General features: G+C 38.6%; 15 protein-coding genes. 12 read left to right on the top strand and 3 right to left on the bottom strand.

Annotated features, from left to right (window positions below; all coding sequences use genetic code 11):
- Nucleotides 1-83 precede the first annotated feature (83 nt).
- The 3 genes from topA to I6N95_RS11885 all read left to right on the top strand — a co-directional run bounded on the left by topA (nucleotide 84) and on the right by I6N95_RS11885 (nucleotide 4,241).
- On the top strand, nucleotides 84-2,162 hold the full coding sequence (topA, locus tag I6N95_RS11895; RefSeq protein WP_209528074.1) for a type I DNA topoisomerase: 2,079 nt from the start codon (nucleotides 84-86) through the stop codon (nucleotides 2,160-2,162).
- A gap of 217 nt (nucleotides 2,163-2,379) precedes the next feature.
- The gene (trmFO, locus tag I6N95_RS11890; protein WP_209528071.1) at nucleotides 2,380-3,681 is read left to right on the top strand and encodes a methylenetetrahydrofolate--tRNA-(uracil(54)-C(5))-methyltransferase (FADH(2)-oxidizing) TrmFO; all 1,302 of its coding nucleotides are present in this window, start codon (nucleotides 2,380-2,382) and stop codon (nucleotides 3,679-3,681) included.
- Between the two features lie 77 nt (nucleotides 3,682-3,758).
- Complete coding sequence (locus I6N95_RS11885) at nucleotides 3,759-4,241, top strand: hypothetical protein (protein ID WP_209528067.1); 483 nt, start codon at nucleotides 3,759-3,761, stop codon at nucleotides 4,239-4,241.
- Here the strand turns inward: I6N95_RS11885 and I6N95_RS11880 are convergent.
- The gene (locus I6N95_RS11880; protein WP_209528064.1) at nucleotides 4,238-5,014 is read right to left on the bottom strand and encodes an HNH endonuclease; all 777 of its coding nucleotides are present in this window, start codon (nucleotides 5,012-5,014) and stop codon (nucleotides 4,238-4,240) included. The two genes, I6N95_RS11885 and I6N95_RS11880, sit on opposite strands and share 4 nt — an antisense overlap.
- A gap of 112 nt (nucleotides 5,015-5,126) precedes the next feature.
- Here I6N95_RS11880 and I6N95_RS11875 point away from each other — a divergent pair, with 112 nt between their 5' ends.
- The 9 genes from I6N95_RS11875 (at nucleotide 5,127) to I6N95_RS11835 (ending at nucleotide 13,290) form a co-directional block, all read left to right on the top strand.
- Nucleotides 5,127-5,615 carry a GNAT family N-acetyltransferase gene (locus I6N95_RS11875; protein ID WP_209528061.1) on the top strand — a complete coding sequence of 163 codons (489 nt, stop codon included), beginning with the start codon at nucleotides 5,127-5,129 and terminating at the stop codon, nucleotides 5,613-5,615.
- A gap of 266 nt (nucleotides 5,616-5,881) precedes the next feature.
- A complete protein-coding gene (locus I6N95_RS11870; RefSeq protein WP_209528058.1) occupies nucleotides 5,882-6,856 on the top strand; it encodes an HD domain-containing protein in 975 nt (324 codons plus the stop codon).
- Nucleotides 6,857-7,105: 249 nt separating this feature from the next.
- Nucleotides 7,106-7,465: a hypothetical protein gene (locus I6N95_RS11865; protein WP_209528054.1), complete on the top strand. Its 360-nt coding sequence runs from the start codon at nucleotides 7,106-7,108 to the stop codon at nucleotides 7,463-7,465.
- A 52-nt stretch (nucleotides 7,466-7,517) separates the two neighbouring features.
- Nucleotides 7,518-7,973: an ASCH domain-containing protein gene (locus I6N95_RS11860; protein WP_209528051.1), complete on the top strand. Its 456-nt coding sequence runs from the start codon at nucleotides 7,518-7,520 to the stop codon at nucleotides 7,971-7,973.
- A 709-nt stretch (nucleotides 7,974-8,682) separates the two neighbouring features.
- Nucleotides 8,683-9,582 (top strand): tyrosine recombinase XerC, encoded by a 900-nt coding sequence (gene xerC, locus I6N95_RS11855; protein WP_209528048.1) that lies wholly within the window; start codon nucleotides 8,683-8,685, stop codon nucleotides 9,580-9,582.
- A gap of 45 nt (nucleotides 9,583-9,627) precedes the next feature.
- Nucleotides 9,628-10,176: an ATP-dependent protease subunit HslV gene (hslV, locus tag I6N95_RS11850; protein WP_209528044.1), complete on the top strand. Its 549-nt coding sequence runs from the start codon at nucleotides 9,628-9,630 to the stop codon at nucleotides 10,174-10,176.
- An 11-nt stretch (nucleotides 10,177-10,187) separates the two neighbouring features.
- The gene (gene hslU, locus I6N95_RS11845; protein ID WP_209528041.1) at nucleotides 10,188-11,585 is read left to right on the top strand and encodes an ATP-dependent protease ATPase subunit HslU; all 1,398 of its coding nucleotides are present in this window, start codon (nucleotides 10,188-10,190) and stop codon (nucleotides 11,583-11,585) included.
- Between the two features lie 21 nt (nucleotides 11,586-11,606).
- A complete protein-coding gene (codY, locus tag I6N95_RS11840; RefSeq protein ID WP_209528037.1) occupies nucleotides 11,607-12,398 on the top strand; it encodes a GTP-sensing pleiotropic transcriptional regulator CodY in 792 nt (263 codons plus the stop codon).
- Nucleotides 12,399-12,414: 16 nt separating this feature from the next.
- The gene (locus I6N95_RS11835; RefSeq protein WP_209528034.1) at nucleotides 12,415-13,290 is read left to right on the top strand and encodes an aldose 1-epimerase family protein; all 876 of its coding nucleotides are present in this window, start codon (nucleotides 12,415-12,417) and stop codon (nucleotides 13,288-13,290) included.
- A 77-nt stretch (nucleotides 13,291-13,367) separates the two neighbouring features.
- On the opposite strand, the gene ald is transcribed toward I6N95_RS11835, so the two are convergent.
- Together ald and plsY are read right to left on the bottom strand one after the other, a co-directional pair.
- The gene (gene ald / locus I6N95_RS11830) at nucleotides 13,368-14,480 is read right to left on the bottom strand and encodes an alanine dehydrogenase (protein WP_209528030.1); all 1,113 of its coding nucleotides are present in this window, start codon (nucleotides 14,478-14,480) and stop codon (nucleotides 13,368-13,370) included.
- Between the two features lie 170 nt (nucleotides 14,481-14,650).
- The gene (plsY, locus tag I6N95_RS11825; RefSeq protein WP_209528026.1) at nucleotides 14,651-15,280 is read right to left on the bottom strand and encodes a glycerol-3-phosphate 1-O-acyltransferase PlsY; all 630 of its coding nucleotides are present in this window, start codon (nucleotides 15,278-15,280) and stop codon (nucleotides 14,651-14,653) included.
- Nucleotides 15,281-15,326 lie beyond the last annotated feature (46 nt).

Here is a 15,326-nt window from a genome sequence, read left to right as displayed (position 1 = left end):
AGATTGAAACGATTCGGTTAATGAATAATTTGTTTCCATAGTTAAATAAGAAGAGTTTATTGAAAAAGGTGGTAATGAACTACATGGCATATAAATATCTAGTGATCGTAGAGTCACCAGCCAAAGCGAAAACAATTGAAAAGTATCTGGGAAGGAACTATAAAGTAGTGGCCAGTGTTGGGCATATTAGGGATCTGCCTAAAAGTAAGATGGGCGTGGATGTTGAAAATAACTACGAGCCTCATTATATTTCCATTCGCGGTAAAGGACCAGTTATCAAAGAGTTAAAGAAATACGCAAAAAAAGCTGAAAAAGTTTACCTCGCAAGTGACCCGGATAGAGAAGGGGAAGCTATTGCTTGGCATTTAGCTCACTTACTTGATTTGGATTTAGCGGACAAGAATCGAGTGGTCTTTAATGAAATTACAAAGGACGCAGTGAAGGCGGCATTTAAAGAACCTCGTTCAATCAATGTGGACTTGGTTGACGCTCAACAAGCTCGTCGAATTTTGGATCGTTTGGTCGGCTACTCGATTAGTCCCATTCTCTGGAAAAAAGTTAAAAAAGGCTTGAGTGCTGGGCGAGTTCAGTCAGTTGCACTAAAAATTATTATGGAACGAGAAGCTGAAATCAATGCTTTTGAACCTGAAGAATACTGGAGCATTAATGGTAACTTTTTAAAGAAACGTAAAAAGTTTAAAGCTGGCTTTTATGGAATCGACGGTAAAAAAACCAAACTTAGCAACGCTGCTGATGTTAAAGAGGTTACGAAACGTTTAAAAACAAAGGATTATACAATTGAGAAAATTACCAAAAAGGAACGAAAACGTAATCCAGCGAAACCTTTTACGACAAGTAGTTTGCAACAGGAAGCTGCTCGTAAATTAAATTTCCGGACACGGAAAACCATGATGGTTGCTCAACAATTGTATGAGGGGATTAATCTGGGCAAAGAAGGGACTGTCGGCTTAATCACTTATATGCGTACTGATTCCACTCGCTTGTCAGATGTCTGTAAAACTGAGGCAGCAGAGTATATTGAAAACACCTATGGCAAAGAGTACTCAGTGGGAGTTAAAAAGACGGCCAGTAGTGAAAAAGGGGCTCAGGATGCCCATGAGGCAATTAGACCTTCAAGTATTATGCGAACACCAGAATCTTTGAAGGATCGCTTAGACAAGGATCAGATGAAGTTGTATAGCTTGATTTGGTCACGGGTTGTTGCGAGTTTGATGACACCTGCGGTCTTGGATACGATGCGTGTAAACCTAGTTCAAAATGGCGTAATGTTTGTTGCCAATGGCTCTAAAATTAAATTTCATGGATTTATGAAAGTTTACGTAGAAGGAAATGATGAGGGGAAAGAGGAGAAAGAAAATATTTTACCTGATTTAGAAGAGGGAGAGGTTGTTAAAGCAGTCGACCTTGAACCTAAACAACATTTCACTCAGCCTCCTGCTCGTTTTAGTGAAGCGACCTTAATCAAAACACTTGAAGAAAATGGTGTTGGCCGGCCTTCGACATACGCACCAACTTTAGAGACGATTCAACGACGTTATTATGTTAAATTAGTCAGTAAGCGATTTGAACCGACAGAGTTGGGAGAAATAGTCAATGGTTTAATCGTCGAGTTTTTCCCACAAATTGTCGATGTTAATTTCACGGCATCCATGGAACAGGATTTAGATAAGATTGCTGAGGAACAGGAAGAATGGGTTAAAGTGGTTGACCGGTTCTATAAACCATTTGCAGTTGAATTGGAAAAAGCTGAAGAGAACATGGAAAAAATTCAGATTAAGGATGAGCCTGCAGGCTTTGACTGTGAGTTATGTGGCAATCCGATGGTTATTAAGCTAGGTCGTTATGGAAAATTTTATGCTTGTAGTAACTTTCCAGACTGCCGTAATACCATGGCGATTGTCAAAGAGATTGGCGTTAAATGCCCGACTTGTAAAGAAGGGGAAGTCATTGAGCGTAAATCGAAGAAAAACCGCTTGTTTTATGGCTGTAGTCGTTATCCTGATTGTGAGTTTACCTCGTGGGATAAACCGATCGCCCGCAATTGTCCAAAATGTGACCATTACTTAGTGGAGAAAAAAGTTAAGGGTGGTAAGCAAATCATCTGTAGTGATTGTGATTATAAAGAAGATGTCCAGAAATAAAAAGACCATTAACATCCAGTGAACAGATCCATGCTAGATGACAATAATGGGTATTGATCGCTAGAAATAGTGAGAGCTTCTGTTTGCTGATAAGGTTATTTTAAAAAGAAGATTGGTTAATAGTGGCAATCAATGTATCAAGCGTAACAGACAATAGACTGAATACGACAGCCCTGATTATGAGCTGTCGTATTCTTGATTAGAGGAGACTGACAACATGACAGAAGTAAATGTAATAGGTGCTGGTTTAGCTGGGAGTGAAGCTGCTTGGCAAGCAGCTGAGGCTGGTGTAAAAGTAAATCTTTTTGAGATGCGCAAACTAAAAAAATCACCAGCTCATCATACAGCAAACTTTGCTGAGCTCGTTTGTTCTAATTCGTTGCGAGCAAATAACATAACTAACGCTGTAGGCCTCTTAAAAGAGGAAATGCGACGTTTTAACTCGATCATCATCCATTCTGCTGACGAAACGGCTGTGCCTGCTGGTGGCGCTTTAGCGGTCGATCGGGATACCTTTTCTCAAACGATTACGGATAAAATTCGCCATCATCCTAATATTACTGTTATTGACGAAGAAGTGACAGCCATTCCTGAAGGGATTACAATTATCGCAACAGGTCCGTTAACAGCTGAAGTTTTAGCAGGAGAGATTGCTGAATTCACCAATTCAGACGGGTTGTATTTTTATGATGCGGCTGCCCCTATTATTGACAAAGCGTCAATCGATATGGACAAAGTCTACTTGAAATCTCGTTATGACAAAGGTGAGCCCGCTTATTTAAACTGTCCGATGAATGAAGAAGAGTTTACCGCTTTTCGTAACGAATTAATCAATGCGGAAGTTGCGCCTTTAAAAGAATTTGAAAAAGAAAAGTTTTTCGAAGGTTGTATGCCAATCGAAGTGATGGCAAATCGTGGTGAGAAAACGATGTTGTTTGGTCCGTTAAAGCCGGTTGGTTTGGAGGATCCTAAAACTGATAAGCGTCCCCATGCCGTCATTCAGCTGAGACAAGATGATGCGGCCGCTTCGCTTTATAATATCGTTGGCTTTCAAACACATTTGAAGTGGGGCGAACAAAAACGGATTATTCAGATGATTCCAGGTTTGGAAAATGCTGAAATTGTTCGTTATGGTGTTATGCATCGCAACACATTTATGAATTCACCGGAGCTTTTAGAACCAACTTATCAATCTCGTAAGCGAGATGATTTATTCTTTGCTGGTCAAATGACTGGGGTTGAGGGGTATGTGGAAAGCGCCGCAAGCGGCATGGTAGCTGGTATTAATGCAGCTAAATTAGCCAAAGGCGAAGCTCCTATCATATTCCCGCGGGAAACAGCGGTAGGTAGTATGGCTTATTATATCACCCATACAGCGGGCAAACATTTCCAACCGATGAACGCTAATTTTGGGATTTTTCCAGAGATGCCGGAGCGGATTCGTGATAAAAAAGAACGATATACGGCTATATCCGAACGAGCTTTAGCTGCAACCGTTGATGTTTTGAGTTCCCTCTAACAGCTTAAGGTAAGCCCCTCATTAGTCTATTGTCTGATGAGGGGCTTTGCTAATCAAGGAAAGGAGATAAAGTAAAGATGGTGAGGCAATCCTTTAAAAAAGCAACATTTTGGAATATGGTTTTATTAGTTTTTGGGAGTGTTAATGGTGTCATGAGCATTGTGGAAATTCCTGCGATTCTTAAGCCAGAGACAAAGGTCGATATGAGCAATCCATCGCTAGTAAATGTCACAGATCCAGCGATTATCAAAACCGTGGAGAAATCTATGACCATTTTAACTAACCCTTTTTATCAGTTGTATATGATGGTGATGCTTGTTGTAGGATTGGTTTTGATTATAACCTTTTTTCAGAATCATCAAGCCTTGCTACGAGGCCAACCGATTTTGCTCTGGCCGTATTATGGGCATCTTATTAAGTTAGTCTTAGCTATTTGCATGAGTATTTTTACTGGCTCAGCTCTGATTAGCCCTCTCCTAACCTTAACGACACTTGGGCTGAATGTCGCTTGGGCTTTACCGGCGATTTTGGTTCTTTATTATGTAAAAAGAAATCACTAAGTAGTCATTTCTTTTTGGTGTAAAGCCAATTGTTGGTCTCTTATCTCATCAATGATTTCTGTTGCATAGGAAACCTTACGATGATAATCATGATGAACGTCTCGAGTTAAGGTGATTAGATTGCTTTCATGATCACTGCCTCCTTGGGAGACGAGTATTAAATGGTGAACGTCTAGTTGGCCGTTGCTAGCTGGGATTCTGATACCGTGTTTGTTCGTTATAGCCAAATCTTGTCCTGTCGCACGGCAAAAGAAACGATCTCGACAAGCAATTCTATAAGGGAGCGCAGCTATGGTGCGATTGCGAAAGGTGGCTTTTGTGTAAGAGCGCGAGCAACGATCTGAACAAAAGGAGCGTCTTGATTTTGTCACGGCCTCTCCACACCATTTGCAACCGCTAAGGTCGACTCTTAAATCAAGACTGGCAGATGGAGGTTCGCTATCAAAATTAATTCGGTATTCTCGAATACTTAACCACTGGCGAGTGTATGATTCGCCAGTCAACCTCAGTTGGCTGCCTTTTGCTTTATATTGAAAATTGGCTGGTAATGAATCGAGAACTTGATTAATTTGCTTTTTGCGTTCTGGCGTTTTAAAAGCAGCTAAGCTATTTTTGCTGGTTAAAGCTCCGACACCAAATTGGCTGATTGTTCGGCATTTGAAACAGATATAAAAACCTTCGCCAGTGTTTTCTTCTTCTGGGAAGAGGAGCTCAAGCTTGCGAGAACATTTAGGGCAATAAGCTTTCAGTGATTTAAATCGGTAATAGTCCATCGTAACATCCTTTAGAGTTATTTGCTTTATTATACCTCAGAAAAGAAAGCTTGTCAGACCAAGTGGTTTAAGGTAAGATAGATCTCGGAGAATGAGTGAGAGGACGAGATGAATGGCGGTAAAGATCATTTTGGCAAAAATTGCAGATATCGATTTAGTTACGTCGATATTAAATCGGGTTACTTTGGATTTATTAGAAATGGGCATACGCCAATGGCGATACCCATGGCAGCCAGCAAGCGTAAAAAAAGAAATCGGGTTACATAATGTTTACTTAGTTAAAGTTGGAGAAGAGGTTGTAGGCACTTTTTTTCTTGGCACTCAGCAGCAGATCGAAAGCTTAGGTGTTACACGCAAAGCCTTATACTTGTCACGCATTGCTGTGCTACCTGATTATCAGGGGATGAGTTTTGGTACAACTATTTTACGATTTTGTGAAGAGGCTGGTGTGATTGCTGGATTGTCAGTTTATTTAGATTGTTGGTCTGGTAATGAAAAACTTAAAACCTTTTATCAACAGCAAAATTGTCATTATTTAGGCGATTTCTCTGAAGCCGATTATCAGATTAGTGGGTTTCAACTGAATTTAAAGGATGGGTAAGTTGTTCTTTTTGAGCAACTTTTTTGTTCTTTAAGAAAGTATAAAACGTTCTCTATATTGTAGTTTGGATTTAGCTTCACGAGGCAGCTTAACATTAAGCTTTGAAGGACGAAGTAAAGTAATAACGTCAATGGCAACGCCTCGTTTAGCTTTTCTTATGGTCCCAATTAATTTCGTGAAACTAACGTCAAAAGATGTGTAACCACTTGAATTAGAATGTGTGTTCGGGTAAACTGAAAAGACATTACTGAAAAGGGGAAGATAACATGATAGTAGATCCAATCTATGGAGAATTTGAGTTAGAGCCAGTTTTGATGAGTTTAATAGAGTCTGAGGCTGTGCAGCGTTTAAAAAAAGTCCATCAAGCAGGAGCTAGTTACTTAGTGAATCCTCACTGGAATGTCACAAGATATGAGCATTCGATCGGTGTAATGTTGGTCATTCGGCAATTGGGTGGTAGCTTGCCAGAACAAATTGCCGGTTTATTACACGATGTTTCTCATACCGCTTTTTCACATGTGGTTGATGTGGCTTTGGAGAATAAAGAAGAAAACTATCATGAGCTAATTCGCCATGGACTGTTGACACAATCGGATATCCCAGATATTTTAGGGACTTACGGATTTAACTGGCGTGACATTTTGACAAATGATGAGCAATGGCCGTTGTTGGAACAGGACTTACCAGATTTATGTGCAGATCGAATCGATTATACGTTGCGAGACTCTTTCCATTATTTTAATAATACTCTTGAGGAAATTAGGGCATTTATTAAATGTTTAACAATTGAAACGGGGAAAATTGTTGTCAAGTCTCAGGAACAAGGGGAGTGGTTTGTTCGAAAGTATTATCAAGTGGTCATTGATTTTTTCTATGCTCCACTAAATATCTTTAGCGCCGACCGAATGGCAAAAATTATTCAGTATAGCTTACGGAATGATTTCATTCATAGTACGGATCTTCTGCTTGATGATCAGCAACTCTTGGAGCGGTTAAAAAGTACCTTCGACCCATATTTAAATCAGTTATTTTGCCAGCTGGAAGTGCCGCCAATTTTAATGGAAGGAGAGACAAACCACCTTCTTTTTCAACGGCTAAAAAGACGAATTATCGATCCCTTAATTCTGTTCGATAATAACACAATTGTTAAAGGTAGTACCGTATCATTAGAAATTAAAAAACTTAATGAATCAGCAGAGAAAAGGTCTCAAGAAGGCATATACATACGTTTAGGGAAGTGAAAGAAGAAGTTAAATAACAGTTCGTTTTAAGTTCGTTAAAATTTTGTTGCATATCTTCATAGAAAAAGCTAAACTAGATAATAATAGTGTTTATTCAACGGTCAGTCGAGCAGAATCTCAAATTTTGCAGAAAGAAATGAAAAAAATGACGAAAATGATCATTAGTTTTCATTTATAATAAAATGATGATATCAGGAGTAATCAAACAGACTACTGAAAACTCAGTTTAGGATATTTAGGAGGGAAAACATGGCGGTTATTGTCAATGCGTTTGTGCTAGTCATGCTAGTGAGTGGGATATATTTTTGTTTTAGGGCATTTGCAAGGCCATGTTCTTTTGGATACAAAGGGTTGAGCTTTTACTATTTTGGCAGAAGAATTTGGAAGCTGACTAACAGAGTGTTTGGAATTTTTTTAATAGTTGGGAGTCTGATCTTTTTTGCTATTCAAAATATCTGGGATCAGAATGTCACTCAGACAGAAGCCACCTATCACCTCTATCTGTTATTAGGTTATATGTTTGTTTCTTTTGTAATAACAGATATCATCGCATTTATGAAAATGCTAATTAACAATAAAAACAAAAAAAATAAAGCAAAATCATGTTAATTTGAGGGCAAATTAGGCAGACAAGTTCTGTTTTGTTAGGAGGAAATAAAAGGTGACGGATGTGATTGACTTATGGGAAGATTTTCGTGCAACTAGTGACAAGTCTCTACCACTGGATTTTACCTTATTACAATTTGGTAATACAAAAGAGATGGCGAATGATTTAGCGAATCTGGTTATGACAGGTGAAAAGACAGCAACTTCATCCTTAGTTCCATTTAATGATTATCGCAATCGCAAGGTGAGTGAAGTGGGTGATTGCTACTTGTTGATGGGAGGCAATAAAGAGTGTTTGGCATTTCTTCAGATAACAAAAACTGAAACGTGCTCCTTCGCGTCTATTACACCGCAATTTGCTAAAGAAGAAGGGGACGGTACTTTTGAGCGTTGGTTGGAAATTCATCAAGCTTATTACGGCCACCAAATGACCCTGTTAGGCGAGTCGCTTCAGCCAGAGACTAAACTTCATTGTGAATGGTTTAACGTTATCCATGACTTGCGAAACTAGCTAATCATCGATAATTGAAAGATTAAAAGTAGTTTGCAGACTACCCGAGTGCTCGTTAAGGCATACTGGCAACTCGTTAAATTGCTTGCCAGCCGCTCATCCTTTGTGCTGAGCTTTTTTGTTCACGTTGCTAAGTTATATAAATTTTAATAATAAGGCATTTAGTGTTATTTCTTTGTATAGACAGCTATTTTATTGGTGTCTCTTTTTTTATGCCTTCTAATAACTTAAACAGGTAGGTTATTAGTAAAAAAATTGTAATGGTTCCTAAAAAAAGTAATGGTAAAGATAAAATTGCGTTCATGTTGGTTCACTCCTTTAGAAGAAATCTAATTAGCATATCTGAGAAGTTCTTGGGAAGTTAGCATGATATCGGGATCATTCATATGTGAGGCAGGGAGCCTTGGCGACATTTTTGGTACTCGGTATGGGATACTTATTGTTAATTGTAATTCAGTCAAAATCAACTATCATCGATTTAATTATTAACAATAGTTTATCAAAATAATAGTGAGATAGACAGTGACAGTTTTGTAAGCCAGAGTTAACAAATGAATACGCTATTTTTGATTTTTTTGCTAATATTTCGACTAATATGTGATTAAAGTGTGTTCAATTTTGAAAAAATTGATTAAATTCTGACAATTTATTTGTATTCGTTTTTTCATTGTGATACATTAACCATGTGAAGAAAAGTGGGGGAGTTTTTATGTTGGAAAGAGATTGGTTTAAAGAGTTCATTGATTATCTGGTAGTGGAGCGACATTATTCACTAAAGACTCAGGAAGCTTACCGTGATGATATTAATGATTTTTTTGATTTTTTGAAAAAAACTGGGGATGATCGATATTTAAATGTGAATCATCAAGATATTCGTATTTATTTGGCTTTTCTTTACGATAAAAATTATAGCCGAAATTCGGTTAGTCGCAAAATTTCAAGTCTTCGTTCTTTTTATCAATATTTACTTAAGCAGCAAGTGGTAAAAGAAAATCCTTTTTCTTATGTCCAGATGCGAAAAAAGAAATTACGGTTGCCTCGCTTTTTTTATGAAAAAGAGATTGAAGTTCTTTTTCAAGCTGCTCAAGGTTATTCTCCTTTGGACTATCGGAATCAAGCGCTGTTGGAAATTCTTTATGGTACGGGGATTCGCGTGAGCGAATGTGCAAACATTCAATTGGCAGATGTTGATTTTGAAACTAATGTTTTGTTAATACATGGCAAAGGGAATAAGGAACGATATGTTCCTTTCGGTTCGTTTGCTGGCGAAGCATTACTGGATTATTTTGAAAGCGGGCGTAGCGTTTTGATGGAAAAACATCAAAAGAGCCATCACTATGTGTTTGTTAATCATCATGGCGAACAAATTACGGCAACTGGTATCCAATATGTTTTAAAGCAGATCATAAAAAAGAGTAGTTTAACGGCTGATATTCATCCTCACATGTTGCGCCATACCTTCGCTACTCATTTATTAAATAACGGTGCAGATATGCGGACGGTGCAAGAGTTGTTAGGTCATGTTAGTTTGTCATCAACGCAAATTTACGCACATGTGACAAAGGAAAGTCTTCAGAAGAACTATCGGAATTTTCACCCGCGAGCATAATGTTTGTCGCAATTAAAAAATAGATAATTATTAGGAGGTACACAAATGGGTTATACAACATTTCACTCAACAACAATTTGTGCTGTTGAAAAAGATGGAAAATTCGCAATGGCTGGCGATGGTCAAGTTACAATGGGCGAATCAGTGGTAATGAAAGGAACTGCCAAAAAAGTTCGACGGATATACAACGATCAAGTTGTGGTTGGATTTGCTGGGAGTGTCGCAGATGCTTTTAATCTAGAAGGTAAGTTTGAAGCTAAATTAAGTGAATATAAAGGGAATTTAATGCGTGCAGCTGTTGAATTAGCAATGGAGTGGCGCAGTGATAAAATGATGCAAAAATTGGAAGCCATGTTAATTGTCATGAATGATAAAGAGATGTTAATCGTTTCTGGGACAGGTGAAGTTATTGCACCCGATGATGGCATATTAGCAATTGGTTCAGGTGGTAATTACGCCTTGGCAGCAGCGCGTGCCATGAAAAAACATGGTAGAGAAGAGTTGTCTGCAGGGGACATTGCTCGTGAAGCGTTACATGTTGCCGGTGACATTTGTGTATTTACTAACCACAATATTATTGTGGAAGAATTGTAGAGGAGTCTATTATGAATCAAATGAATAAAACACCAAGAGAGATTGTCAAAGATTTAGATGAATATATCATCGGCCAAGGAATGGCTAAAAAAGCAGTTGCAGTTGCTTTGCGAAATCGTTATCGTCGGATGTTATTGGATGAAGAAATGCAACAAGAAGTTACCCCTAAAAATATGTTAATGATTGGCCCTACGGGTGTTGGTAAAACGGAAATTGCTCGTCGTCTAGCTAAAATTATTCAAGCGCCTTTTGTAAAAGTTGAAGCGACAAAGTTCACTGAAGTTGGTTATGTCGGCCGCGATGTGGAGTCGATGGTTCGTGATTTAGTTGAGTCTAGCTTGAGTATTGTTGAGAAAGAGCAATATAGTAAAGTGTATATGCAAGCCAAAAAGCAAGCGGAAAGTCGTTTAGTTAAATTATTAGTACCCGGTATCAAAAAGGAGCAGAAAAAAGCTGCTAATCAATTTGATATGATGACGCAAATGATGAATGCCATGCAAAACCCACAAGAAGAAAAAGAAGAAGTGACCGATACTATTCGTGCCAATCGACGAACGATTGCTGAAGAGCTAGCTAAAGGGAATTTGGAAAATCGTGAAGTGACCATTGAAATGGATGAACCTAAAAAGGCGATGCCAGCCATGAACAATGGATTGGAACAAATGGGGATTGATCTAGGCGATACCCTTGGCGCCTTAACTCCAAAAAAACAGATTAAACGAACAGTCACAGTCGAAGAGGCTCGTGAGATCCTAATTCGTGAGGAATCTGAAAAATTAGTCAACAAGGGCGATTTATACAGTGAGGCAATTAAGTTAGCTGAAAATAACGGCATTATCTTTATTGATGAGTTTGATAAGATCACCTCTAAGTCGCAACAGTCAGGAGAAGTTTCACGTGAGGGGGTTCAACGAGATATTTTACCTATCGTTGAAGGCTCATCGGTTACAACCAAATATGGGGTAATCCAGACCGACCATATTTTATTTATCGCCTCAGGTGCTTTTCATTTAAGTAAGCCGAGTGATTTAATTCCGGAGTTGCAAGGGCGCTTCCCGATTCGTGTGGAGCTAGACGATTTGTCAGCGGAAGACTTTGTCAGAATTTTAACAGAACCAACCAATGCGATTATCAAGCAGTACATCGCGCTACTCGCAACTGAAAATATTGATGTGACATTTACAATTGAAGCGATTCAGCGGATCGCTGATATTGCCTATAGTGTCAATAGTGAGACGGATAATATTGGAGCCCGTCGCTTGCACACTATTCTCGAGAAATTACTAGAAGACTTATTATTTGAATCCCCTGATATGCAGATGGGTGAAATAATGATTACAGAAAATTATGTTGATGAAAAACTCGGGCATATTATTAAAGATCAGGATTTAAGTCGTTTTATTTTGTAAAAAAACTTAGGAGGCTAAAAAATGGCAAGTTTGTTAGAGAAAACAAGGGACATTAATCAGTTGTTGCAACAAAAAAACACCTTTAGCGATCGTGTGTCGTTTCCTTATAATGAAATGGCAAAAGTTTTAGGGACAACCATGGATTCTAATACGTATATTATCAATACAGACGGTAGTGTTTTGGGTTATAATGTCTTACATGATATTAATAATGATCGAGTTAAGAACATGTTGGAAATATTAAAATTCCCCAAAGACTATACTAGTAATGTCCTTCAACTGCAAATGACAGAAGCGAATGTGGGGATTACTAACCCTATGACGGCTTTCCCAGTTGAGTTGCAAGAGCTTTTTCCTAATGCATTGTCAACGATTGTGCCTATTTATGGCGCTGGTGAGCGATTAGGAACTATTATTTTAGGTCGCTTAGAAGAGATTTTTACCGAAGAAGACTTGGTTTTAGCAGAATATGGAGGTACAGTGGTTGGTATGCAGATGTTGTATCAAGTCTCTCGCGGAATTGAAGATGCTATTCGTAGTTCAACCGCCGTGCAAATGGCGATTAGTACGTTGTCTTATAGTGAGCTTAAAGCGGTAAAAGCTATTTTTAAAGAACTTGAAGGGGATGAAGGTCGCTTGACCGCTTCCAATATAGCAGATAGTATTGGCATTACGCGCTCGGTTATTGTTAACGCCTTGCGTAAACTTGAGTCTGCAGGGATTATCGAGTCTCGTTCATTAGGGATGAAAGGGACTTATATTAAAATAATTAATAGACAGTTCAAGCAAGAATTAGAAAAAGAAACTGTTTAAAAGGAGATAATTAGCTATGGCATGGGTAATTGAGAACGACGTGTTAAGAGCAAGTTTTAGTGAACTGGGTGGTGAATTACAAAGTTTAGTGGCAAAGGAAACTGGCATTGAGTATTTATGGCAAGGGAATGCAGAGTTTTGGGGGCGTCGTTCGCCAGTTCTATTTCCTTTTGTTGGCCGATTAAAAGACGACCAGTACAGCTATCAGGGAAAGACTTATCACATGGGGCAACACGGATTTGCTCGTGATCAACGCTTTGTGGCGAAGCAGGAAAGTCAAACATGTCTCTCATTCTTCCTAAAAAGTAATGCGGAAACACTGAAGATATATCCATTTGAATTCGAATTGATTTTAACGTATGAATTGAAGGACAGCCGTTTAAAGTGTGGCTATGGCGTTCGTAATATCGGCGAATCTGAGATGTTCTTTTCGATTGGTGGTCATCCTGCATTTAATGTTCCCATTGATGGAGAAGGGCGATTTGATGACTATTTCTTACAATTTTCGCCTCGTAAATCCAGATTGAGTTTGCCTTTAGCTGGTGCTTATGTGGATAACGAAAATAAAACCTTAGGTCAAACCAATACAGATATTCTACTTACCAGAGAACTTTTTAAGAATGATGCGCTAATTTACGAAACTGTAGGACCAAATAGTTATAGCATTAAGTCAGAAAAAACTTCTCATAGCGTTACAGTCTCTTATGATGACATGCCATTTGTTGGGATTTGGAGTCCTTATCCAAAGGAAGCTCCGTTTGTTTGTATTGAACCTTGGTGTGGGATTGCTGATACGGTCCAATCAACTGGGGATTTAGTCGAAAAATTAGGCATTAACCAATTAGATGTTGGCGAACAATTTCATCAGGTGTATCAAATAGAAATTTCTTAATTATTTAAAGCAAACACCCCCTGTCAATAAAATAGTGACAGGGGGTGTTTGTCGTCAGACTAGCTAGCGTGCAAATATTAAATTAACGTAAGTAATTCTGTATAATCGACGCCCTGAGAGTGAGCCACAGCTTTATTGGTTAACTGCTTTTGGTAAGTATTAACCCCTTTTTGCAAAGCTTCATCTTGATTGAGAGCTTTTTCTAGACCTTTATTCGCAATCGTAAGGGCATAAGGTAGGGTGACGTTTGTTAAACCAATAGTAGCTGTTTTAGCGACAGCACCAGGCATGTTTGCAACAGCGTAATGGAGAACTCCATGTTTAATGTAAACTGGGTCATCATGAGTCGTAATTTTATCAATTGTTTCGAATATACCACCTTGATCAATGGCGACGTCAACGATCACTGAGCCTTCTTCCATGGACATGATCATTTCTTCAGTCACGAGAGTAGGGGCTTTTGCTCCTGGGATTAAGACGGTTCCAATAACTAGATCAGCGGTTTTAACTGCCTCTGCTATGGTATGAGGATTTGATACAAGGGTTTGAATTTGATTACCAAACTGAATGTCTAGTTCAGCTAAACGTTGTTGATTAACATCGAGAATTGTCACACTTGCACCAAATCCACATGCGATCTTAGCGGCATTTGCTCCAACGTTACCACCACCGATAATGACCACATTGCCTCGATTCACACCAGGGATTCCAGATAATAGAATGCCTTTACCCCCTTTTGTCTTTTCTAAAAATTCCGCTCCGACTTGAACTGACATCCTTCCCGCAATCTCACTCATAGGGACTAACAATGGCAAACTTCGATCTGGCAATTGAATGGTTTCGTAAGCGACACCTGTCGTACCGCTGGCTAATAATTGCTGAGTTAACTCTTTAGCAGGGGCTAGATGTAAGTATGTATATAAGATTAAACCATCTCTAAGGTGGTGGTATTCTTCAACTAAAGGTTCTTTGACTTTGATGACCATTTCAGCTGCCCAAACAGCGGTAGCTGCTGCGCAGATTGAAGCGCCTGCTTGTTCGTAGTCGTAATCGGAAAATCCTGAACCAGCACCAGCATTTGTTTCCACTCGGACTTCGTGTCCATTGGCAACAAAAGACGCTACACCGTCAGGAGTCATACCGACTCGGTTTTCATTATTTTTCACTTCTTTTGGTATTCCAATTATCATATTATTAAACCCACTTTCACTTTTTGAAAAATAGTTACTTAAATAGTATAACATGAATATTATTAAAATGTTCTCATAATCTTGTTTTTTTTTATTGAATTGCTGATACAACGCAAAAAAACACAAGTGAAATCGCTCACGATGTCGCTTGTGTTCTTCTGAATAATGGTCTATTTCTTCGCTTTATTGAGGCCGAAAGGCACCCGATTTTCCGTTCCATTTTTAATGCGTACAATATTTTCTTTGTGACGAATAAAAATAAAAACAGTTAAGCCACAAGCAATTAGTGTTAATAGCCAATTGAACTCTGGCAAAATAGCGGGCCAAACAAATGGCAGAATGATCGTAGATAAAGTGATTAATACGGCACTGATCATACTAGCAAGACTTACCATGCTTGTCAGTAACAATGTTATAACGAAAATAGTTGCTGAAAAGAGGAAAAATAAAGGGTTGTAGCCTAACAACATACCAGCGCTTGTTGCCACAGCTTTGCCACCTTTAAATTTAGCGAAAAGTGGGAAAGTATGCCCCATGACGGCACTTAACCCGATCCAAAGGGGGTTAATGGAACTGTCAAAAAAAAGAGGTAAGGATGTTGCTAATGTCCCTTTTAAGATATCCATTAGCAAGACAGCAATACCTGCTTTTTTGCCAAGAACCCTAAATGTGTTAGTTGTTCCAGAATTACCACTTCCGAAATCTCTTACATCTTTTTTGAAAAATACTTTGCCAATCCAGACGCCAGAGGGAATAGATCCCAATAAATACCCAATGATCACCATTAGTGCAATTTTCATATAATAATAACTCCTCATACTAAGACTAGCAATCATTTTACCACGA

The organism is Vagococcus allomyrinae (assembly GCF_017829975.1).
GTDB classification, from domain to species: Bacteria; Bacillota; Bacilli; order Lactobacillales; family Vagococcaceae; genus Vagococcus_D; species Vagococcus_D allomyrinae.
This window is presented reverse-complemented; position numbering and strand designations above follow the sequence as displayed.